The 23,185-nt window shown below is 52.1% G+C and carries 22 protein-coding genes; 4 read left to right on the top strand and 18 right to left on the bottom strand.

The genetic code is table 11. The annotated features are described in order from the left end of the window. Nucleotides 1–274: 274 nt before the first annotated feature. The 8 genes from DI14_RS07515 to DI14_RS07550 all read right to left on the bottom strand — a co-directional run bounded on the left by DI14_RS07515 (nt 275) and on the right by DI14_RS07550 (nt 10,146). Complete coding sequence (locus DI14_RS07515) at nt 275–691, bottom strand: SRPBCC family protein (protein WP_034807139.1); 417 nt, start codon at nt 689–691, stop codon at nt 275–277. 129 nt (nt 692–820) lie between these two features. Further along, entirely contained in the window at nt 821–4,072 is a 3,252-nt protein-coding gene (locus tag DI14_RS07520) for an ABC transporter permease (protein ID WP_051622640.1), read from the bottom strand. Beyond that, entirely contained in the window at nt 4,065–4,763 is a 699-nt protein-coding gene (locus DI14_RS07525) for an ABC transporter ATP-binding protein (protein ID WP_034807140.1), read from the bottom strand. The genes DI14_RS07520 and DI14_RS07525 overlap by 8 nt, the downstream gene beginning before the upstream one ends. A gap of 196 nt (nt 4,764–4,959) precedes the next feature. Next, entirely contained in the window at nt 4,960–6,009 is a 1,050-nt protein-coding gene (locus tag DI14_RS07530; RefSeq protein WP_034807141.1) for an ABC transporter permease, read from the bottom strand. Then, nucleotides 6,009–6,869: an ABC transporter permease subunit gene (locus DI14_RS07535; RefSeq protein WP_034807142.1), complete on the bottom strand. Its 861-nt coding sequence runs from the start codon at nt 6,867–6,869 to the stop codon at nt 6,009–6,011. Before DI14_RS07535 ends, DI14_RS07530 begins: the two co-directional genes overlap by 1 nt. Before the next feature lie 434 nt (nt 6,870–7,303). Beyond that, on the bottom strand, nt 7,304–8,065 hold the full coding sequence (locus tag DI14_RS07540; protein WP_051622641.1) for a DUF817 domain-containing protein: 762 nt from the start codon (nt 8,063–8,065) through the stop codon (nt 7,304–7,306). Nucleotides 8,066–8,073: 8 nt separating this feature from the next. Beyond that, the gene (locus DI14_RS07545; protein ID WP_034807145.1) at nt 8,074–8,934 is read right to left on the bottom strand and encodes a metal-dependent hydrolase; all 861 of its coding nucleotides are present in this window, start codon (nt 8,932–8,934) and stop codon (nt 8,074–8,076) included. 216 nt (nt 8,935–9,150) lie between these two features. Then, nucleotides 9,151–10,146, bottom strand: coding sequence for a YafY family protein (locus DI14_RS07550; RefSeq protein ID WP_034807146.1), 996 nt, complete (start codon nt 10,144–10,146; stop codon nt 9,151–9,153). A 114-nt stretch (nt 10,147–10,260) separates the two neighbouring features. Here DI14_RS07550 and DI14_RS07555 point away from each other — a divergent pair, with 114 nt between their 5' ends. Continuing rightward, a complete protein-coding gene (locus DI14_RS07555) occupies nt 10,261–11,106 on the top strand; it encodes an alpha/beta fold hydrolase (protein WP_034807147.1) in 846 nt (281 codons plus the stop codon). Nucleotides 11,107–11,128: 22 nt separating this feature from the next. On the opposite strand, the gene DI14_RS07560 is transcribed toward DI14_RS07555, so the two are convergent. The 10 genes from DI14_RS07560 to DI14_RS07605 all read right to left on the bottom strand — a co-directional run bounded on the left by DI14_RS07560 (nt 11,129) and on the right by DI14_RS07605 (nt 19,329). Further along, nucleotides 11,129–11,530: a hypothetical protein gene (locus tag DI14_RS07560; protein ID WP_152545884.1), complete on the bottom strand. Its 402-nt coding sequence runs from the start codon at nt 11,528–11,530 to the stop codon at nt 11,129–11,131. 26 nt (nt 11,531–11,556) lie between these two features. Beyond that, entirely contained in the window at nt 11,557–11,973 is a 417-nt protein-coding gene (locus tag DI14_RS07565; RefSeq protein ID WP_034807150.1) for a hypothetical protein, read from the bottom strand. 65 nt (nt 11,974–12,038) lie between these two features. Continuing rightward, nucleotides 12,039–12,461, bottom strand: coding sequence for a hypothetical protein (locus tag DI14_RS07570; RefSeq protein ID WP_034807152.1), 423 nt, complete (start codon nt 12,459–12,461; stop codon nt 12,039–12,041). A 73-nt stretch (nt 12,462–12,534) separates the two neighbouring features. Then, a complete protein-coding gene (locus DI14_RS07575; protein ID WP_369792705.1) occupies nt 12,535–12,747 on the bottom strand; it encodes a hypothetical protein in 213 nt (70 codons plus the stop codon). Nucleotides 12,748–12,952: 205 nt separating this feature from the next. Then, entirely contained in the window at nt 12,953–14,371 is a 1,419-nt protein-coding gene (locus DI14_RS07580; protein WP_034807156.1) for a sucrose-6-phosphate hydrolase, read from the bottom strand. An 18-nt stretch (nt 14,372–14,389) separates the two neighbouring features. Then, a complete protein-coding gene (locus DI14_RS07585) occupies nt 14,390–15,820 on the bottom strand; it encodes a sucrose-specific PTS transporter subunit IIBC (protein ID WP_034807158.1) in 1,431 nt (476 codons plus the stop codon). Then, on the bottom strand, nt 15,817–16,761 hold the full coding sequence (locus DI14_RS07590; protein WP_034807160.1) for a carbohydrate kinase: 945 nt from the start codon (nt 16,759–16,761) through the stop codon (nt 15,817–15,819). Before DI14_RS07590 ends, DI14_RS07585 begins: the two co-directional genes overlap by 4 nt. Before the next feature lie 105 nt (nt 16,762–16,866). Continuing rightward, complete coding sequence (locus DI14_RS07595; RefSeq protein WP_034807162.1) at nt 16,867–17,853, bottom strand: LacI family DNA-binding transcriptional regulator; 987 nt, start codon at nt 17,851–17,853, stop codon at nt 16,867–16,869. A 47-nt stretch (nt 17,854–17,900) separates the two neighbouring features. Further along, nucleotides 17,901–18,377: a GNAT family N-acetyltransferase gene (locus tag DI14_RS07600; protein WP_034807164.1), complete on the bottom strand. Its 477-nt coding sequence runs from the start codon at nt 18,375–18,377 to the stop codon at nt 17,901–17,903. Between the two features lie 88 nt (nt 18,378–18,465). After that, entirely contained in the window at nt 18,466–19,329 is an 864-nt protein-coding gene (locus DI14_RS07605) for a cation diffusion facilitator family transporter (protein ID WP_034807166.1), read from the bottom strand. Nucleotides 19,330–19,510: 181 nt separating this feature from the next. Between DI14_RS07605 and DI14_RS07610 the strand changes: the two genes are divergently transcribed. The 3 genes from DI14_RS07610 (at nt 19,511) to DI14_RS07620 (ending at nt 23,162) form a co-directional block, all read left to right on the top strand. Further along, nucleotides 19,511–19,822, top strand: coding sequence for a hypothetical protein (locus DI14_RS07610; protein WP_034807168.1), 312 nt, complete (start codon nt 19,511–19,513; stop codon nt 19,820–19,822). Between the two features lie 39 nt (nt 19,823–19,861). After that, nucleotides 19,862–20,653 carry a class I SAM-dependent methyltransferase gene (locus DI14_RS07615; RefSeq protein ID WP_034807169.1) on the top strand — a complete coding sequence of 264 codons (792 nt, stop codon included), beginning with the start codon at nt 19,862–19,864 and terminating at the stop codon, nt 20,651–20,653. A gap of 136 nt (nt 20,654–20,789) precedes the next feature. Next, complete coding sequence (locus tag DI14_RS07620; RefSeq protein ID WP_034807170.1) at nt 20,790–23,162, top strand: immune inhibitor A domain-containing protein; 2,373 nt, start codon at nt 20,790–20,792, stop codon at nt 23,160–23,162. Nucleotides 23,163–23,185 lie beyond the last annotated feature (23 nt).

Raw genomic sequence — 23,185 nt, forward strand, 5'->3', positions numbered from 1 at the left:
GGCCGTGGGAGTGTCAAGTATCCTCTAAGTTTTTGGGACAAACTTGCTTCCGGTACCCAATCAATCACATAGCCGATTACTAGCATTACTGGAAGACTTAGAACGACGTACATAACAATAAATAAGAACATGAACGTTTTAATGTTCAGCACTTCAACCCTCCATTCAAGTTGTCGTTTTACTGACCCAATCGTAATAAAAGAGACACGCTATATACATTTCCATGGGGAAATGTGCATAGCGTGTCTTTCGTCAAAATTTGTATGAACGTAAATCAGTTTGCTTCCACGTACTTTTTGAAGTTATCAAGAATCGCCTGCCAACCTTGACGCTGCATCTCAAGCGGGTTCATTGATTCCGCATCAAACGTTTCGACCACTTTTGTTTGCTCACCTTCCGAAACAAATGAAATTGTTACTTTCCGGTCGTCTTCGAGGCGATATTGAATGAGGTGATTGACTTGAATTTCCTCATATACACCTTCAAAATCGAAGCCCATACTTTTATCTTTGGCCTCCATCCGACTTCGAAACTTTCCTCCGGCTCTCAAGTCATTCTCTGCTTCCGTCGTATGCCAATCTTCGGATGCATGATTCCACTGTTTAATATGGTCGGGTTCTGTCCAAAGTCGCCATACTTTATCGATTGGCGCATCAACGAGAGATGATACTGTCACAGTGTTGGATTCCATCTCATAATCTCCTTTTAAATGATTTTTGAAACATAAATGATTGGCACTCAACGATACGCGACAATTACTTTTTTCACACCATTCCATTCGATATTCGTATGATGAAATCCTTCCTTACTTATGTCACGATTAATCAATTGAAACAGAGTCGATGACATATACATGTTCTCCAACAAACAAGTTTCCGTTTACGAGTAATGCAACGCGTTCAACTTCTGAAGGAATCTCATAGGTTAATAGAACTTTTACGTTTGCCGGGACGGTTAGCTGGGATGTGCCATCCCACCCTCCCTCTTCAAGAATCGTTACATCTTTCACCTCATATTTATCTCCTTGCCCATCAAGTAAAGGATAGTGTTGAGGCATGAACCTAAAGGGAAAATCTTCTTGACCCGGAACATCTTCTGGCTTTACTGTAACTTGAACAGGAATGGTAAGTAAACGTGATGTCGGAGTGGAAATCTGTATACCATCTGGTGGATTGACCGGATTAAAAACTTGTATCTCTTCACCTTCACGTTCTGCGTTCGTGACTTCATACAAACGGAATGCCGCTTTCCCTCGTTCTTGGATGGCGTCTTCTACCACAGTGACGTCTTCCTTATGAGATATCTCCTCATTTTTCTTATCCTGAAGATCTGCTAATTTCTCACCTGTCGTTCCTTGTATACTCGGCTTGGCCTCATCAGATGATCTAAGTTCGCCCGCTTCTGGTAACGCAAAGAAGAATAACGTCAGGACAGCGGCACCGAGTGAACCACCGATAGTTCCAAGGATCCACTTGAAACGACGTTCCGTCCGTCTCGTGTTCACCTGGTTCCCACGCATCGCCTGATACGGCAAGACGTTGACGGCCATCTGGGCCGGGAGCAAGGCCCCTAAAACTCCAGTCACAATCGGTAAAAAGAGTGTCGACATGAGGAAAAGCAGCTCGGTTAACGGGAGCGACCCATACACGTTCCAGACGAGCACGCCCGCGACGACCAGGCCGAGTATTCCGGACAAGAGTCCAAGCAATCCCCCTTCGACGAGCACGAGTCGGCGCACGTTCGCCGATCGCCACCCTGTCGCCTTCAAGATGGCGATCTCACTCCTACGCTCACTGATGTTCTGCCACATGACCTCGGTCGTCGTCAGGATGGCGATGAGAAGTGCCACGGCCATGGCGACATAGTGCATCGTCCCGACCTCGAGCGCGACGTATTCCCCGAGGAGCGACGTGAACATGACGCCCTTCAGGCGGACCGAGACGAACAGGAAGAACATAAACAGGCTCGTCGGCACGGCGATGGCGAGGAGTGTCAAAATCGTGCGCTTCCACTGGGTCACGAGCTGGTTGAACGCCATCCCGAGCACGCCCTCGGCTCGGACGACCCGGAGCCCGCGTGTCGTCGCACCAGAACGCAGCGCCTCGTACGGTTTGATCCGCCGAATCATCATTATCGGCACGAGCGAACCGAGCACATAAATCCCGAGCCCCCCAAACCCGACCAGGACGACACGAAGACCGGTCGTCGCCGTGTCCCCGGCGAGGAGGAACGCACCCAAGATCGACCAGGCGATGAGCGCGACGACACCCCCGAGCAGGAGCGCCTCGATCAACAGGAGCCTGGAGAGCTGACGAGGTCCCCAGCCGAGCGAGAGGAGCACAGCAAACTCTTTCTTTCGTGCGTACAGCATGATCACGTTCGACGTGAACACGTACAAAACTGCGACGAGGATGACGCTCGCGATGACGCCGCCCATGCCCATCTTCGTCTCCTCGAAGATGGTGAACGAGGAACCTAAGCGGACCCATGGTTGTTGGACCCATCCGAGCGCCTCCCCTTCCCTCAGGCCAGGTAGGTAGGTCAACGCCATTTGCGGAGACGAACCGAGTGTGATATCGGTGATGAGCCCCGTCTTCTCCTCAATTTCCTTCGCAACGGCCTGGAGCCTCGCCTCGCTCGCCTCGTTCAGTTCGTCGACCTCGCTCACGTTGACGCGGATGGCCGAAATCGGTTCGTCACCAATGATGGCTGCGGCCGCTTCGAGTGTCGTCAAGACGAGCGGCGGCCGCGTCAGGAAGCCGCGGTCATTGTTGACCGGCTTCATCTGCTTGACCGGGTTTATCGGCTCGTCATTCGCATCGATGACCCAGTCCGCCTTGGCCGGGAAATACGTCTCCATCGGTAGGTCGGTAAGCGGATCGCGCGCCATGTCGAGCTTCTCTGGATCGAAGACTCCGATATAATTGAGCTTCACTTTCGGCCAACCATCACTCGTTTCACTATATAAAGACAGAGGACGATACATCTGTTTAAATGGATAGATACTATCCTCTGGCACTTCATAAGGCTTAACTTGATAGGCGAACGGCCATCGTTCCTCGAACGGACTTTTAACGGTTTGATAGTTCAGTGCCGAAGGTCGAAAAGCGAGAAAATTGAAAGCTTGATCTCCATTAGAAAAATCAAGCTTCCCATCCTTTAGGAATGTATCGATTAGCGCCTTATGTACCTGTAGTGAGGAAATTTCCTCGATTTGATCAAGCGCCTTCCCGTCTAACGTATCGAGATAGGCTTGTCCCCCAGCATCTCGAACTTTTGATGCAATCTCTCTCGTATCAGTCGAATCAAACGGAAGTTGAACCTCTTCTAACTCGAACTCCATCGTCGAATCTACAAACGTTTTCGTACTCATGATGACAGGCATCTGGATAATTCCGTTCTCTACTTTCGTTTGACCAGTTTGCTCGAAGTATTGACTGATGTCCTCCTTCTCAATCATCGCCGCATCCAATCCGACAAGTGCCGCCTCTGCTTCTGGGTCGATCCCTGCTATCATAAAGTTCGAACCAAATCCGGCTGTAAATTTATCGCCTGGCATCGTCGGACTTAGACCATAACCCGGGTCGGCATCCGTTGGTTGCCATCTCCCTAAGAAGTAAGTCGAATATTCATCTGACTCGACTCTCGCACCCGTGTCCGTTTTCTCGGTGAACTTGACACGATAGACGACCGGTCGATCCAGTTTAAATTCTCCGACATCTTTGAAATAATCATACGACCCGATCATCGCGATCGGTGCCGCGACCTCAATGTCGTCAATCTGTTTGATTTGCTCATACTGCTCCAGTGTAATCCCACCCTGAAGTCCGCTCATGTAGTTCGGTTCGAGCAGGTTCAGCTCCTCGGTCACGCTCCGCGTGCCCGGCGGCCGGACGACGATATGATACGACGATTTCCATCGTTTCTCGAGCTCGGAGACGACCGTCCCCTTGTTCGATTCGGTGAGCCCGACGAGATACGACAGCCCGGTGCTGACGATCAAGACACCGACGAGGAGCAGGATGAACCGCTCCTTCTTGCGCCACCACGAGTTCCAGATGAACTTAAGCATGTCCCATCACCCTCGTATCGATCACCTCGACGACCGCGCCGTCCTTCATGCGGACCTGGACGTCGGCTCGCTCGGCGATACTCGGGTCGTGGGTCACACAGATGACGCCGCACCCTTTCTCCTCGTTCAACTCCCGTAACAGCTCGAAGATGACCTCGCCCGTCTCCGAGTCGAGGTTCCCGGTCGGCTCGTCGGCGAGCAGCCATTCCGGCTCATGGATGAGGGCGCGTGCGACCGCGACACGTTGTTGCTGTCCCCCAGATAATTGGGACGGCAACGACTCCGCCTTCTCCCGTAATCCGACGCGTGCGAGTAGCGACAAGGCCCGCTCCTTTTTGTCATAGTCGACCTTACGACCGAAGAGTGGTGCCATCACGTTCTCGACGGCCGTCAATGTGGGGATAAGGTGGAACTGTTGGAAGATGAATCCGACCTTCTCGAAACGAAAGTCGGCCAGTTCCTTCGCGTTCAATCGACTCAACTCGTGTCCGTCGTAAGATAACGTCCCGCTTGTCGGGACGTCGAGCGTTCCGAGAAGACTCAAGAGTGTCGATTTCCCTGAGCCAGATGGTCCGATGACAGATACGAAGTCACCTGTTTTGAACTTCAAATTGATTGGCTTCAGCGCATACGTATCGATTCCATCCCCTTTAAACTTTCGCGTCATTTGTACACACTCAAACTCACCCATATTTTTACCTCCAACGTGTCATTTGGTAATTATTAGTTGATTTAAGTATAGCAAGATTTATCCAAATGACCATCCTTTTGTTTGATTATTCTGATATCTATATTTTTTAAATTGACTCAAGACAATAAGAAGAGGCACTCCTATACTCAGGAATGCCTCGTTTAGACGGATTCAGCGGCTTCACTTTTTCACCATATCATCCGCTCATATCTTTTTTACGATGGAGTCGAAGCGCCTCATCCGTATGAACGAGCATAAACGGTTCGTCGAGTGACGCCGCTGCCGCCTCGGCTTGCGAGATTGTCTCATCGGTGACGATTGGTTCTTGGCGTCGTAATTGAAACGCCCGCTCGAGCCGGCTCGTCAACAAGTTGCTGAGGAAGACAAGCAAGGACAGTCCGATGGCCGGAACGAGGAATATATGACTCGTCATCCAAGTCGTCGCCGTGAACTGCTTGAAATAATAGCCGAACATCGACGACCACTCAAATAGCGTCGGCATGACCCCTTCAAACAAGAAGACAGTCCCTCCGAAAAAGACGCCGAACAAAGAGAGATGAATCAACAACATCAACGTCTGGACGAACTGTTGCATGAAGACGATCACCAGCGTCGGCACGAGGTGCGGCCATAGGTGTCGCCTCGTCCGATGCCAGACACTGCCACCTAACGTCTCGGCGACGACCATAAACTCTTGTTTCAGCAGTTGCCTCACCTCTGTGATCAAATAGAGCGTGACGGCAGGTAAGCCGAGCAGGATGAAGACCGTCAGCTGAAGCGTCACGCGATCCAAGAGCGGTGGCACCATCGTCGAGTCGGCGAACATCAATGACGAGAACAACATCATCATCGCTAGTAACGAAATCGGTAAAATCAAAAATCCGTCCAACACAATCTTGAAGTATCGGTTCAACCGCGCCCCGCGAAATGCGAGCGGGATTCCGACGAGCAAACCAATCGCCATCCGTCCGAGCGCAACAATCGCGCAAATGCCGACCGTCCACTTGAACCCTTCAATCATCATCTGGAACAAGTCGTTCCCGGCCCGGTCCGTCCCGAGCCATTGGTCTTTCGACGGTTCGAGCGGCGGGATGCCAATCAATCGACCCTCCTCCGAGTAGCGGTTCAGGAACTGGTCGACCTGTCCGTCGCGAAAAATCGTATTCCCGATACTGAGTAAAAGTAGACCCATCAAAATCGTGAAGACGATCAAGAAAATCGGGTCACGGATGAGTACGCGGCGCATCAAACCCCTCCTTTCCAAGCGTCTGGGATGAGCCATTCCGCCAATACATCCACGAGAAAGATTGGGATGTAGATGACGAACAAGATGACGAGTAGTATCGGCATGGAAGGATTATAGACGATGAACCGGAAGATGCCTTGCACGTTGAACAAATACTCGATAATCAACAGACTCGACAATACCGTAATCAAATTCGAGCGGAAAAAGAGGTAGAACCGATACACCAAGTTCGGGAGCAAGTGTTTCCAGAACAACGCGGCCGGTCGGACACCCTTCGCTCGTGCCAGTTCGAGAAACGGCGTCGTTTCTTCTTGCAATATGTGTTTCGTCAACCATTTGAGGAAGAAAAACAAGATGGTGAGCGTTAACGTCACGATCGGTAAAAAGCGTATGTATTCTGCAAATCCGCCCGCGACCTCGATGCGATCGAACCCGGCCTTCTTGTAGAGAGTGATAGCGAGGAATTGAGTGAAGATGAGCCAAAACAAATCCGGTACCATCTCGAGCGTCTCACTTGTCTGTCTTAGGACGGTGCGCACGCGTCTCCCGCTCCGATAAAAGAAGTACGCATACACGAGAGCAAATCCAACCGCGACGACCAACGACGTCATGAAGATGATGACGGTCTCCTTCATAAGCGGTCCAATCGCTGGTAACAACGGTAACTCTCGTTGCGCCGTGACGTTGAAATAGGTAATCTCATCCAGTTTCGTTAACTGACTAAATTGTTGTTGCAGACCACCCCAGTAGTTCGAGGGCACAAACTCGAGTTGTCCAACTAAAGACGGCAAGGCACTAATCCCAACCAAAACGATACATGTGATGAGAAATTGGGATGATTTTCGGGCGATCCAATTCATCGTGTCGACTCCCTTTCAAAACATACTCATTCTACTAAAGTTAATATTATCCATATGTAGTTTTTGTTAGTTTAGCATATTAGTTATGTGAATAAAAACAATATTCTAAATATTAAACCTTTTAAATTATGATACCCTATAACCAATCGATGAAGATCCGTCTTCTTGGCCAATAAAAAAGCATTCCCGGATACAGGAATACTTCAGTATGTTGAAAAGAGGACATCCCCATCAAGAGAACGAATCTCATAGTCGACAAGTTTTTTTATTTCGCGTGTCAGCGTTCCCGTACATACATACTCGATACCCGGACCGTACGAAATATCCGGGATCGTCATCATCGCTACTCACCATACGAGCAGCAACGAGCCCGTCTCGACAATCGTTTCAAACTTCATACAAAACCACTCGTTCAAACGTTAGAACGAGTGGTTTTATGTATGTGCCTTCATCCGTCCCTTCTGCCACGCCACGAGCAAGATGCTAATGATGACGAGCAAGAACCAAGACGACAGTTTACCGAGGTCGACGAGCGCCCAACCGCTCAATTGGTTTGGATACGCCCAACCGTTATAGAAAGTGACGATATTTTCCGCAAACCAGATAAAGCAGGCGATTAAAAAGAAAGCGACGACGACGGGCATCGTGAATCGGCGGTCGTCGAGCCGATACGTGACGATGGCCCTGCCAAAGACGAGAAAGACGAGCCCGATCAACACCCAGCGCAAATCGAGCCAAATGTGGTGCCAAAAGAAGTTGAAGTAGATGGCGATTCCGAGGCCGAACGCGATGAGCGGTGGTGGCATCTTAAGAAATTCCAAATCGAGGCGGCGCCATGACTGGACGACGTAACTGCCGACGCTCGCATACATGAAGCCGGCATAGAGCGGGACGCCCAAAACTTTCGTCACCGCCTCGTCCGGATAGCTCCACGACCCCATCTGGACTTTGAACAGCTCGAGCCCGAGCCCGATGACGTGGAACCAACTGATCACTTTCAGTTCTTCCACCGTCTCGAGCCCGGTCTTGACGAGCACGACTTGGACGAACAGACACCAGATGAAGAGGACGTCGTAACGTGGAATCGGAAAGTCGATCCATTTCGTCAACGCGAGTGCGCTGAAGATGGCGACCGCGAAGAGGCAACTGAGTGCCTGTTCGTAGCCGAAGATGAATAAGTAACGGAGGTGTCGCATCGATTCACCTACAATTCGATGTATTCGTAAAGGAATGACGACTCGCCGTCAAAGAAACGCGGATCGAATAGACCGAGTCGCTCGTCCTCCTCGACAACGACAACGAACGGCGACCATTGTTTTAGCGTGAGCGCCTCTTTATTCTCATCAAAGAGCGGTGACAAATCGGCATCGTCCGCACTCGTCAATTCGTATTGAAGTTCAGACGATTGATAGACGGAATCACTGAAAATCGAGACCGCATCTCCGGTCTTCGTGACGACCGTGAATTGCGTCGGGATGAACGACGCCGACAACGCGACCTCATCGTGCTCGGCAGCGTACGACTGATACAAATAGGCACCTTGCGCGCCTTGAATCAAGACGTGGACGAGGATGGCGGCCCAGGCATAGCGATATACCGTGTGCCTAACGTTCTGGCGGCGCGCCACGAGCCATGCGACGAGGAAGATACCCCAATAGACAAAATCGACGATTGGAATGACGCCGAACGTGAGCCGCGCGTCCGAGAACGGTTCGAAGTAACCTGTCCCCCAGGCGTTGAACACGTCGGCCGTGTTATGAATGAACACGGACAGCATCGCCCAGTAAAAATAACGCATGTCGGTTACTTTAAAGAGAACGCGGACGAGCCAGTAGATGAGTAGCGCGAATAGCGGGACGAGGAAAATCGAGTGCGTGATGCCGCGATGCCACATCTGATACATCCCTTCGGTGTCCCAAAGCCGAGAGATGACGTCCGCATCCGGGATTTGACTCCCGACGAGCGTCGTCACGAGCAACGCGCGTTTCTCGTTTTTCTGGAGCTCGCGTTTATCTGCCGCCCCATATAACGTGAGCCCGAACAGCGTATGTGTGATCGTATCCATTGTATTCCTCCTTTCTCTTTGAAAAGACACCCTCCTCAAAGCGAGAAGGATGTCCTCAATTTATTTCTCTTGGTCCATTTTCATGGCGCGCCTCGCGACGACAGCGACAAAAATGACAGCGACAATCGGAATGATTAATGGCATCCAGTTCAACATCCGCCTGTCCCCTTTCTACAAGTGTCGCAAGCAGTATATCATAACTTCAAATCAAGCGTTTCAATGAATGCTCGCCTTCGAGTATCGGCCTGCCATCGATTCGATCGTCTGACGCATATGGTCCCGGAGCGTCAACGGTTCAATCACCTCGACTTGATTGCCGAGTGACAAGAGCCAGAAGACGAATCCGTCGGAGACGGCCGCATCGAAACGGATGTGGAAACGACCATTCGTCTCCGTGATCGATACGTCTTCACCTAATTTGTCGAAGATGACCGGGAGCACCCGTTCGTCAACGGCCAGGACGACTTCTTCGTCGAGCCCGTTGTACATATTGAACGACTTTTGGAAATAGTCATCCGGCAAGTGATGCTTTTGACGCGGCGAGTCGTCCTCGACGATCTCCGAGTTGACGATACGGTCGACCCGGTAGTTGCGAATCTCCCCAATCGATTCGTCGATGCCTATCAAGTAATACTGCTCGTGATTCCAATGCAAGTCGATCGGGTTGACGACGTAGCGTTCGCCGTCACGTCGGAGCGGGAATGTCCGCTTGGCGACGTCGAATCCGACGACGTCCGTATATTGGAACGAGATGGCTTTTTGTTCTTGAATCGCCCGTTGAATCCGGTCGATATGGTATGGAATATAGTTCACTTTCTTCTTCGGCGTCTTGATGATGGATTGGAGCGTCTCCGCTTCCGGGATGCTCGTCAAATTGCGGAGCTTGTCGACGATTTGCTCGGTCACGTCTTCCGAGATGAACTTCGCGGCGACGATCGCATCGACCATCATCCGCAGTTCATGGCTCTCGAAGAGGCGGGCCGAATGCCAATATTTTTTGGCAAGACCGTTCTTCTCGAGCTCATCCTGCACCTCGAACCCCGAATCGGTCAATGCTTGGATGTCGTCTTTCACGGATTTTTTTGCTAACTTAGAAGTATCACCAATTGTAGATAAGTAAGCAAGCAGGTCCTCTAACGTCTTCGGATGATTGTCGTCCGTATGGCGTTCGAAGAACCGTCTTACTTCAAGTAACCGCTCTCGGTTGTTCACGGTATGTTCCCCTTTCACTTCTGTATATAATATGTATAAAGAGACATTATCATGTTATTTCCATGAGATAAAGTTATTTTCCATTACATTTCGTTTAAGGAGGCAATCGTCGCTGTGAAACACTACGCTCACATCAACGGCACGAAAATCGAATACATCGACCGTGGTCACGGTCCTGTCGTCGTCTTGATTCATGGTACCCAATCATCGAGTTTCGAACCGTACCATGTAGACCGGCTCGTCTTGTCTGGTTTCCGGGTCATTGTCCCATCCCGACCCGGTTACGGTGAGACTCCGTACTCATTTTCGGCGACTCCGCAAGCGTTCGCCGAGAACTTGCGCCAACTCATGCACGTCATGAACATCGAGTCCTATCACGTGTACGGCATCTCCGCTGGTGGTCCGACTTCGATCGAGCTCGCCTCACGAAACGACCGGGCCCTCAGTCTGACGCTCGCTGCCGCCGTGACAAGTGAGGTCGACTTCCCTTATCGTCGCTACATCAGTCGAAATCTCGCCCAGCCGCTCTTCATCGCCGCCCAGTTCACGATGAAACAGTTCGTCTTCCGCGCGATTCAAAAACAGCCGTTCGAGGCGACGGCCCGCATGATTCAGTCGACGAGCCTGCTCGCGTTAGATGCGATTCGCGATGAAGTGACACCGTACGACATCTTCCTATTGAAACGTGTCGCCAGTCAGATGGCGTTCGGGCTCGGGGCCCAGTTCGACCTACGTCAACGTGTCCCGGACGAGGCGCTGCTCGGTGTGACGTGTCCGACGTATATCGTCCATTCAAAGAATGACAAAGCGGTGCCGGTGCGACACGCCCATCACGCCAAACGGCTCATCCCGCATGCACAGCTCACGATTTTGAACAGTCCGGGCCATCTCATTTGGATTGGTCGCCAGGCGCGAAAGAGCGAGCAGCAAATCGAGCGCTTTATCCGCTTAAACTCGTAAGGCACCAATCTAGGTGTCTTTTTTAGTCTGCTTCGAGTAATTCGATCAGTCGATTGGTCACGTCTGCCGGAATGAGGTGAGCCGTGTCTGTATCGTCAGCATCGTAAAGGCTGCTCTCACCGTCCGATTCATTAAGCCAGAGGTAATAGCGGTCAGTCTCTTCATTTTCGAAGAGGACTTCGAGATCGTATTCCGGTCCGACCACGTTGGCGATCCCCGGAATTCTCTCTGCCTCACGAAGCATATCTTCGAATACTTGAATCGCTTTCGGTTCGTCAAACGTGATGAAGTCACCCGTTTGGAAACGATAAAACCCATCCGATTCCGAGACGGTCACCGCTTTAATTCTGTCCGTCCGAAAATCGTTCGAGCCACAACCCGTCAACATGAACACTACCAATACGGGCGCTACGATTCGTTTCATTGAAAGCTTCACCATCCATCCCCTGTTCACTCATGCTCCAGCAGTCGAATCAGCTCGTCCGTCACGTCTGCCGGAACGAGATACACCGTATGCGTATCGTTCACATCCATAATGCTCGTCGGCATGCCTAACTCGCCGAGCCAGACGTAATAGCGGTCCACCGTCTCGTCTTGATACTGGACTTCCACATCATATTCAGGCGTTGCCATATTCACGATGCCAGGTTGTTGTTCCGCATTGCGAATCATGCCCGCGAATACTTTGACGTCTGCGAGCTCGTTATACGTGATGACATCGTGTTCGTGGAACCGCCCGAAGTCGACCGACTCGGCAATTCTCACTTCTGTGACATCTTCTGCGATGAGCTCATTCGTGTCACATCCTCCGAGTAAGCCGACGGTCAAAGCGGCAATCCCCGTTATCCATTTCCCCTTACGTTTCATCTGACTTCACCTCCTTAAGTTGTCGACTTTCAATACGTAAAACTAGTTTCAAGGACCATGCTAGGTTAGGCGTCCACCTGTAGCGTCACAATTAAGCGGCCCGTGATGTCGGCCTCCACTTGATAGAGGCGGTGTGACTCGCTGACGTTCGAAAGGACACTCGGTGTCCCGTTACGCCCGAGCCAAAGTTGATAGCGTTCCACAGCATCGGCTTTATAGTGAATCTCGAGATCGAAATCCGGTTCACGCTGAACTGTCGTGTCCATCAACTCGTCCGCGTTGCGAAGCATATCCGCGAACACCTTGATGTCCTGCAGTCGATTGTATTCGACGAGGAACTGGTCGTTGAATCGGGTCCCTTCCACCGATTCAGCGACTTTCACATGATTCATCTCTTCAGCTTCAACTGCCTTGAATCTTTCTCTGCCATACCCATACGGTAGCGTAATTTTTCTCACTTCATTAATGAAATTCAACAGTCTACCCATCATATTCGACCTCCTATCTGTCTGATCATTTTACATACGCAAAACGTGTACAGAACGTTTCATTAATATCACTTTAAGCTTTTGACTTCTGCTTCTCCTTAGCCCGTTCTAAAAAGATTGGTAGCACGTTCAGTCCGATTGAGATGCTCGTCAGAACCCACCACGCTCGCCCCATGCCTGGAATGACGTCTGCCAACGCCGCCCAGTCTTCTGCTTCGACCCAAACCGCCAAATGGCTGTAGTCTGCGCATACCGTCAATGCAGTCAAAGACAATGCGACCGCCATCGGTAGCCTGTAGTCTTTCCCCACGCTGAAGGTGTACAAGTTGAATAACGTCACACCAATTGCCAGTAAACCAAATATAATCCACATCAGAGCATCACTCTCCATTATTTATGCAATTGATTACCTATTTTTACAGTAGCATAAGCAAAACGTGAAATCGTTACATTTCGGAACAACAAAAAAGCCGAGCCGAAGCTCAGCTTAATTATTCGTACGTCCAACCAATCAAGCTCGCAGTCGCCCCTTCATAGCGCAACTGTTTGTCGAGCTCGCTCGGGAACACGCGGAGCGTGGCGACGGCTTCACCGTCATTGACGAAACATTCGACGCTCGACGAATCGACGAAAAGATGGAGGGACGTGACGTCCATCACGTTCGTACGCGTCGTGCCAAATTCGGTCGCGAACGGCTCACCGGCGTTCGTCCGGTCGATTGTCAACTCACGAGTCGACGCGTCGTACCGGATGACGAGCGACTCATCTCCGACTTGAAGCAGTTCGAGCGTGAAGTCCGACCCATCCGTCGTCAGTTCGAGTTCGTAACGGTTAGGTGTCGAAGCACCCACCGCAGTCCCGGAGACGTTGACGAATTCGGATTGGCGTAACTTTGTCATCGCTTGCACGGGACGTTGCTTGAGCATACCGTCCTCAATCGATAGTTCGCGCGGTAGCGTCAAGGCGTGTGCCCAACCGAACCGGTCCGTCGGATAGTCGATCTCCGGCAAGCCCATCCAACCGACGAGTAAGCGACGTCCTTCATGTTCGGTCGTCTGCGGAGCATAGAAGTCGAACCCGAAATCGAGTTCTTCGAACACACCGTGCTCAAACGTCAACGTCTCGAGGTCTAGCTTGCCGATGACGAACCCCGATTGATAAATGTTGTGATAGCGATGACCGTCTGGCTCGATGCCTTGTGGTGAGAAGACGAGGACGTGCTGACCGTTCAGTTCGAACACGTCCGGACATTCCCACATATAACCGAACGGGTCGAGACCCGTCTTCACTTCTCCGAGGAACGTCCAGTCGTTCAAGTCGCTCGAACGGTACAAGACGACACATCCGGTCTCGTTCTCACGCTGGGCGCCGACGATCGCATAGTAGAACCCGTTCTCAAGCCATACTTTCGGGTCACGGAAATGCTCCGTGTAGCCAGCCGGGACGTCCGGGATGGCGACGTTCCGTCGTTCGATTTTCCCGTCGCGTAACACGCCGATCAGTTGCGAGGCGTGACGCGTCCAGTCGTCCGTCCGGTGGTTACCCGTATACATGACGTGGAGTTCACCGTCAGCGACAAAGCCGCTGCCAGAATAGGCGCCATGCGAGTCTTCGGTCGTCTCCGGGACTAACGCCACCCCGCGATCGGTCCACGTGACGAGGTCCGTCGATGTGACGTGATACCAATGTTTCAGACCGTGTACCGGTCCGAGCGGGAACCACTGATAGAACATGTGATATTCCCCGTTAAAGTACGTAAAACCGTTTGGGTCATTGAGGAGGCCTGTCGGCGGTTGGATATGATAGCCGAACCGCCAAGGCGAGGCCGCCGTTTTCGTGCGGAGTGTCTCCATGTCGAGGGCACTCACGTCACGCAGCGAACGATAACGTTCCGCCTTCGTCCAAGTCATTCAAATCACTCCTTTGTTTTATGCGGCTTGTTTGACCGCGTCTTTTTTCGCCTGGCGCTTCGCGAGGACGAACGTCAAGCTGAAGGCGACAGCGAACGAGATCGCCATGCCGATGATATACGATACGATTGATGCCGGTGCGATCGAGATGATCCCCGGAAGACCAGCCGCACCGAGTGCAACAGCGAGGACTTCACGACCGACGATGAACGCCGAGGCGATCCCTGAACCGATGATGGCGGCGATGAACGGGTAGCGGAGTTTCAAGTTGACCCCGAACATGGCTGGTTCGGTGATCCCTAGAAGTGCCGAGATACCTGACGCCGAAGCGACACCTTTCATTTTCTTCTCACGTGTCAAGAAGAAGACCGCGAGGGTAGCCGCACCTTGGGCGACGTTTGACATCGCGGCGATCGGGAAGATGAACGACCCGCCCGTCCGTGCGATATCGGCGAGAAGTTGCGTCTCGATGGCGATGAAGCTGTGGTGCATCCCTGTGATGACGATCGGTGCGTACAAGAGACCCATGACGAGACCGCCGAAGAAGCCGAGTGAGTCGTAAGTCCAAACGAGACCATCGATAATCAAGTTCCCTGCTTCACGCGTGATTGGTCCGACAAAGGCGAACGTGATGAACGCTGTAAAGAGGAGCGAGAGAAGCGGTGTGAGCAGGATGTCGAGTGAGGCCGGCATAAATTTACGAATGTTGATTTCAAGCTTCGATAAGATATAAGCCGATACGAGTACCGGTAACACTTGACCTTGGTAACCGAGCTTCTCGATTTCAAATCCAAGGATGTTCCAGACCGGGATATCGCCGACTGTCGCTTGCGCGTAGGCGTTGACGAGATCCGGGTGAACCATGATCATCCCGAGCGCGGCACCGAGATACGGGTTGCCCCCGAACCGCTTGGCCGCGGAGAATCCGATTAGGACGGGCAGGAAGACGAAGGCGGCGTTGGCGAACGTATTGATCATCGCAGCGAGGTCGGCGATGCCAGGGTACTGGTCGATGAGCGAGCTGCCGTCGAAGAACAAGTCCGGTGCTGTGAGCAAGTTATTGATCCCCATCAAGAGACCACCGGCGACGATGGCCGGGATGATCGGTACGAAAATATCAGATAGCATCTTCACGAACTGTTGGAGCGGGTTGCCTTTCTTCGCGCTCGCCGATTTGACGTCGCTCGTCGACATGTCGCCGAGTCCTGTCAATTGGGTAAACTCGGCGTAGATTTTATTGACCGTTCCTGTCCCGATGATGATTTGATACTGTCCGCCCGTCGAGAACGTCCCTTTGACGACGTCTAACGCGTCAAGCTTCTTCTCATCAACTTTCGACTCATCGTTCAAGACGAGACGGAGCCGGGTGGCACAGTGGGCCGCCGCGGCGACGTTGTCTTTTCCGCCGAGCGCCTCTAAAATCGCTTCTGCTTCTTGTCTGTAGTTCATTCAGGTTTCCCTCCTAACAGTTGTTGAACACGTTGTGGTGATGGTATGGCTGGAATCGCGCCGTAAGCGGTGCATGTCAAGGCGCCGGTCACGTTCGCATATTCGATATCCTTCTGTAAACGCATATCATCGACGCCGAGCGTGGCGAGACGATACAAGTACGCGCCGACGAATGCGTCACCGGCACCCGTCGAGTCAACGCTTTCAATTTCCACCGACGGGATGATGTCACGTGTCTGACTCGTCGCAATCAACGTGCCGCGTGAACCGAGCGTGATGGCGACACGGCTTGCGCCGAGTTTGAGCAGTGCGTCGACCGCCTCGTCGAGCGTCTCGGCTCCGGTCAACAAGTGCGCTTCTTCTTCGCTCAATTTGACGAAGTCGGCCTCGGCGATGAAGTGGAGCGAGTCTAGTTTGAACGCCTCGAGGTCCGTCACGAGTGCGTCGCGATAGTTCGGGTCGAACGAAACGAACAGCCCATCGCGTTTCGCGAATTGCAGCAACTTGAAGTAGGCGTTCTTCAATTCACCGTCAAGGAGTGCCGTCGCCGAACCGAAATGGACGATATCCCCTGACTTGAACTGAGATAAGTCGATCGCGTCGAACGCATAATCGCCGTCACTGCCGCGTCGGAACGTGAAGTCACGCTCCCCGTCCGCTTGAATCGAGACGAACGCGAACGTCGTGTCGCCTGCTTCGACCAAATTGTCCGTGCCGACACCGTTCGTTTGGAGCGTCTCTTTCAAGAACTGTCCGAACGGGTCCGCCCCGACTTGTCCGAGGAAGCTCGATGCGCCCCCGTGCTTACTGACGACGGCCGCCACGTTCGCCGGCGCACCGCCCGCTTTTTTGACGAAAGTCGTGCCGTTGACGAGGTCGCTCGACGCGTCCTCGCACACCCAGTCAATCAATAGTTCACCAATGCAATGTACGGTATTCATCCGTCCACCTCCATAATCCTTCTGTCATCATTCATTTATCGAACCGGTTCCAAAGGAAGATAAAAAATGCTGCGGAACCGGTTCCGCAACACAAATGTAATCCATTTAATTTAAAATGTCAACGCTTTCGCGCAGTTTTATCTCGAAATTTGTGAACGTTTTCATTGCGATGACATCACCTGTTAACAACTGGAGAATCATGTCAGCCGCTTTCGCTCCCGTCCTGCGATATGGAAGGTGTACCGTCGTCAGGGACGGATGCAACACTTCGGTGAAATCATAGCCCCCAAATCCGCTCACCGAGACGTCATTCGGGACGGCCTTACCGCTATTGGCGAGCCCTTTCAATACACCGAGGGCGATATTATCGGTCGCACAGACAACGAGCGACGCCGCCTGTTCACGTCCAATCTGTGCCCCGATTGGAATCGCGTCGTCGATTTTGAACGTCGTCGTATACGTCTTCACATCCGCACCCGCCTCGTTGAACGCCTTTAAGAAACCGTCACGTCTCGTTTGGCCGACGGCGATATCGTACGCCTCGACACCTACATAGATGACTTTACGATGCCCCCAATCCATGAACTGCTTTCCGAGCGCGTACGCCGCATCGAAGTCGGGATAGACGAGGCTATGCACGGAAGCATGTTCTTGACCGATTAAGAGCACCGGAATTTGAATGGCCTCGATGGCGCTTAGATGACGCGCGGTCACCGTCGTCCCGAGCCAGATGATGCCAGCGACTTTCTGCTTCGCCAAGTTGTATAGCTGCTCAATCTCACGCTCGGTCTGTTGGGCCGTGTTCACGACGAGCATCTGGTAGCCGCGTTCGGTCAACCGCTCATCGATACCCATCATCGTCCTTGAAGCGGCATACGAGTCGAGGCGCGGCACGATGACACCGATCATCTTCGTCTGTTTAGACTTCAAACTTTGCGCGAACTGGTTCGGTTCATAGTTCGTCTCTTGAATGACGCGCTCAATCTTCTCTCGGGTCACCTGCCCGACCGACCCCCCGTTCAAATAGCGGGAGACGGTACTCTTGGCGACGCCGGCAAGTTTGGCGATGTCGTTGATTGTCACTTGTCTCATCTTCAAAACCCCCATACGAAAAAACTGACGCGTCGAACGCCGTCAGTTTAATGGTTTACTACATATCGTTTCTTAAAGTTCAAATAATAGAGTCCGTTCCGTTTCTCGAACCCGTTCTTCTCGAGCACGCGGCACATCGCCTCTTGATGCGGGCTCGTCGGCGGAATACCAGCGCGGACGGTATAGCCTTCTTTCAACTCTGACTGTTCGAGCGCGAGACGTAACCCTTCCGTCGCATAGCCGTTATCTTTATATGGGTCAAACACCATCAAATCGAGCTGATAGACGCGAGCGAGTTTAAGCAAAAGCACTTTCCCGACGATGTTCCCGTCGACGTGAAGGTCAAAATAAAAGTCTTCTCCATAGCTGTGTTCATCAGCCGAATAGACGTGCTCTGTGCCCATCTCCTCGAAGATCCCTTTCAACTCCTCGGCTGAAATGCCGTATGAGCTCTGCCCATATTTCTGAAAATGTTCATATTCAATCTCATCAATTTGACGAATAGGTTGACGCACGATGTCCATCCCGTGCCCTCCTTAACAGTTATTCCGTAATCTTTCCACACTCATTATATACGAACGGCGTCATGAAGCGCAAAAGATAACCGAAACGTCAAGCGGGTTCGATGTGGATATGAACCGAATCGACGGCATGGCGCTCATCGAATTTCCGCTCAATCTCATCGCAAAGGTCATGCGCCTCGTCGACCGTCAGCTCTCCATCGACCGCGATCGTCACATCGAGCATGACGTGGTTCCCGAGATGGCGACCTTTGATTTCACGCACTTCTTTCACCGACTCGAACTCGCCGATCGTCTCCTCGTACTCGTCCACGAGGTCCGGGGGGAACCCGTCCGACAGTTGATGGGTCGCATCTAAGAAGATTTGAATGGCCGTCCGGATAATCATCCCGGCAATTAAGACGGCGAGCACCGTGTCCATCCATGGCAGTTTGAAATAAGCGAATAAGACACCGAAAGTGGCCCCAATCGAAATCATCGCATCGGCGAGATTGTCTTTCGCGGCGGCCTTCAAGGCGAGCGAGCGCGTTTTTTTGGCCAAGTTCGTATTGTATGCATACACGCCGAACATGACGAGCGCGCTTAAGAAGGCGACGACCGCAGCGAGCGGGTTCGGCTCGACATATTCGCCCCGAAGTAAGTTCGCGATACTGTTCAATAGGACGAACACCCCGACAGCGACCATGATGAGTGACGCGACGAGCGCGGCGAGCGTCTCCATTTTCGCATGCCCATATTTATGTTCGGCGTCGCGCGGCAACGCGGCAATCCGAATCCCGATATAGACGGCGATCGAGGCGATAATGTCCGTCGTGTTGTTGAATCCGTCAGCGAGGACGGCCTCTGAGTTATAAATGATTCCGAAGACGACCTTTAATATAGATAAGACCAAATACGTCGTAATCGATAAAATCGCGCCTTTGAGCGCTTTTGGTGGATGATTCGTTGTGCCCATCCGGCCACCTCCCTTTTAGCCTAGTTAGTATATCAGCTGAAGTTTGAGTGGGTATAGAGAAACATTGTTTTCTCCCCACAAAATAAATGGAATATATTCCCGGTAGTTTCGTCTTACGAAAAATATGGTAAAGTAAACAAGAAGAGACCCTTGTGGTTACCCCCTAAAAGAGGTGAAACGTATGTTTACAGAACGAGATGGAATCAAATTAAGATTGGAACAAATTGACAGATTGTTGTCGGATTTGAACCGCGAGGCGAAACAATTGATGGCACGATTGCGCGAACTCGATGCGAGTGGTGAAAACCCGCAGGAAGTGTCACTCAAGCCGGAAGACCGCGACACGCTCAAATCGTCAATCGATGAGACGCTCGAAGCGCTCCAAAGCCGCTCGAAACGTCCAATCAATCCGAACGATGAAAAGAAAAAAGAATTGGCCACACACAAGGCACTAATCGACGAGTTGTCTGATTTACTCAGCAAGAAAAAGTGAGACGCGACCTGCGTCTCTTTTTCATGAAGGAGCGTTTTTATGTATATTGTCACGACCTGCCTGCGACCGACAGATTCGGTCCGTGAACAGGCCAAACGCCACGCATCGCAATACGGTGTGCGTTTCGTGGAGCGGAAAAAACAATCAATCGAGGCGTTGATGAATCACTATGAGGAAGGCGTCCTCGTCTTTGATAAACGGCGCGTCGAATTCACGTCGCTCGGGACGACCGAACCGTTCTTCTTTCACCCCTCGAGCTCCGTCTTCCGCATCAAGCAACTCATGCGCGGCGGACACGACCCGCTTGTCGACATCGCCAAGCTCGAAACCGGCGACCGTGTGCTCGACTGTACGCTCGGCCTCGGTTCGGACTCGATCGTCATGAGCCATGCGATCGGACCAGACGGTCGCGTCACCGGACTCGAGAGTGAGTTCGTGACGGCGATGCTCGTGAAGGAAGGATTACGCCTGTGGCACGAGAAAGAGGATGCCATCAATCAAGCGATGCGCCGAATCGAGGTTATGCATGCAGACGCCCTCGCCTATTTGAAGACATGTCCCGACAACTCGTTTGACGTCGTCTACTTCGACCCGATGTTCGAGAAGACGATTTCAGAATCGGTTCATTTGAACCCGTTACGTTCACTCGCGAACACCGCCCCGCTTTCAGACGAACTACTCCAGGAAGCCCGTCGTGTCGCCAAGAAGCGCATCGTCCTCAAGGCGCACTTCGAGAGCGAATGGTTCAACGAGTACGGTTTCACGAGGTTTATCCGTAAGTCGTCAAAACTGCATTACGGATATATCGACATGGAGACCGACGTCCTTTAGGGCTTTTTGCCCAAATGGGACGAAAGTCTCTTTTTTCGTTCTCTATTTTCTGAATATTGACATTAATCAGACACAGGTCTAGTGTTTACCCTAAGCTCACACAATTTCCCATTATTTTCACAGGAGGTCAGTACAGATGAAAAATCGTTCCATCCGCCGCACGACACTCGCGGCCGTCCTGACGTCAGCGATGACGGTCAGCGCCATCCCGGTCGCTGCAGGACCAACCAATGTCGCGCCAGCCTTACCGACGGCTAGCGAACACGCCCCGTTCGATCATCACATCATCGATGAGGAACGTCTCGCCAAAGCGCTCGAGAATCGTGGCGTCATCAAGAAAGGATTGTCGGCTTCAGAACGCACGAAAGCGGTCGAGGCGTACATCGCCAAGAAACAAGGTGCGGCGCAAGACCCGCATAAGCATGATTTGCATGACAAGGCGGCCGTTGCCAAGGAGAAGATACATAACCAGTTTGAAAAAGAGTCGAACCGTCTCCTCGACAAGGCGAAAAAGGGACAAGCGAACTATCGGAAAGGCAAACCGGACGGTCAAGTGAAAGTCGACCCGGCGAAACAGACCGGCTATAACGGCGCCGTCCGTGAAGACAAAGTACTCGTCTTACTCGTCGAATATAGCGACTTCAAACACAACAACGTCGTCCAAGAAGAAGGCTATCTGTACAGCGACAACTTCAGTAAAGAACACTATGAGCAGTATATGTTCGGTGACGAGTCGTTCGAGCTGTTCAATGGTGATAAAGTCCAGACGTTCAAACAGTATTATGAGGAACAGTCTGGCGGCAGCTACACTGTCGATGGAACGGTCTCAGAATGGTTGACCGTCCCGGGCACGGCGAAAGACTACGGTGCCGACCGTCCGACTGGCGGTCACGACAATGCAGGACCAGGACCGCGTCAACTCGTCAAAGACGCATTAGACGCGGCTGTGAAGAGCGGCATGAACTTGGCCGAGTATGACGAATACGACTTATATGACCTTGACGGTGACGGCAACTTCAACGAGCCAGACGGCTTGGTCGATCACTTGATGATCATTCACGCAGGTACCGGCCAAGAAGCGGGTGGCGGCGTGCTCGGAGACGACGCAGTCTGGTCACACCGTTGGGTCGTCGGCAACAGCCCGTATCGCATCGCCGGTACAGAAGCAGCTGTCCCTTACTGGGGCGGTCAAGTGGCCGCATTCGACTACACGATTCAACCAGAAGACGGCGCAGTCGGTGTCTTCGCGCACGAATATGGTCACGACCTCGGCCTTCCGGATGAATACGATACGCAATATACAGGTCAAGGCGAACCGGTACAATCATGGTCGATCATGAGTGGCGGTAGCTGGGCTGGGAAGATTGCCGGTACTGAACCGACAAGCTTCTCTCCACAAAACAAAGAGTACTTCCAAAAGTTGATGGGCGGCAACTGGGCAAACATCACGGAAGTCGAACTCGATGATATTAACGCACAAGGTTTCGTCTCCCAAATCGACCAATCGGTGACGAAATCGAAAAACCCTGGCATCGTGAAAATCAACTTGCCAGATAAAAAGGTTAAAGGCATCGAGCCGAAGTTCGGCAAGTATTACTACTACTCGACGAAAGGCGACAACTTGCATACGGAGTTGGCGATCCCGAGCGTGAAACTCGGAGCTGATGGGCAGCTTGCCTTCGATACACGCTTTGAGATTGAATACGACTATGACTATCTCTATGTCAAAGCGCTTAGCGGCGGTAAAGAAGTCGTCCTCGACGTATACGGTGACGACAATACGGGTAACGACGCAGAATCGACGAACGGTGAATGGGTTCGTAAGTCGTACGACTTGTCACAATTCGCCGGACAAGACGTCTCGATCGTCTTCGAATACGTGACAGACGGCGGCCTTGCGCTTGAAGGCTTCGCACTCGACAACGTCTCGATCACATCGGGCGGCGCGACATTGTTCGCTGACGATGCAGAAGGCGCGGAAGCGGTCAAGTTGAACGGTTTCGTCAAGTCGGACGGTTGGGATGAGAAGCCGCACTACTACTACCTGGAGTGGCGTAACCACGCCGGCGCTGATACGGGTCTCTTGAACGGCCGTGGCGTCAAATACAACACAGGTCTCGTCGTCTGGTACGGAGACGATTCGTTCTCAGACAACTGGGTCGGCATCCATCCTGGCGAAGGCTTCATCGGTGTCGTCGATTCGCATCCAGAAGCATTGATCGGGAAGTTGAACGGCAAAGACACGGTCGCAGGCAGCACGCGTTACCAAATCGCGGACGCGGCGTTCAGTCTCGACAAGACGATCCCATGGTATATCAACTCACCGAGCCGTGGCATCTACGACTACAAAGCACAACCTGGCGTGAAGCAATTCAATGACGCCAACACGTATATCAACTCGCTCATCCCGGACGCAGGTAAGAAATTGCCTAAGTACGGTCTCGTCGTCGACGTCGTCGGCGAAGCGAAAGACAACTCGGCCGGTGCCGTTTGGATTCGCAAACAATAACGACCCTGCCCCGCGCCGAAATG

Source organism: Exiguobacterium sp. AB2 (assembly GCF_000696055.1).
Taxonomy (GTDB): domain Bacteria; phylum Bacillota; class Bacilli; order Exiguobacteriales; family Exiguobacteriaceae; genus Exiguobacterium; species Exiguobacterium alkaliphilum.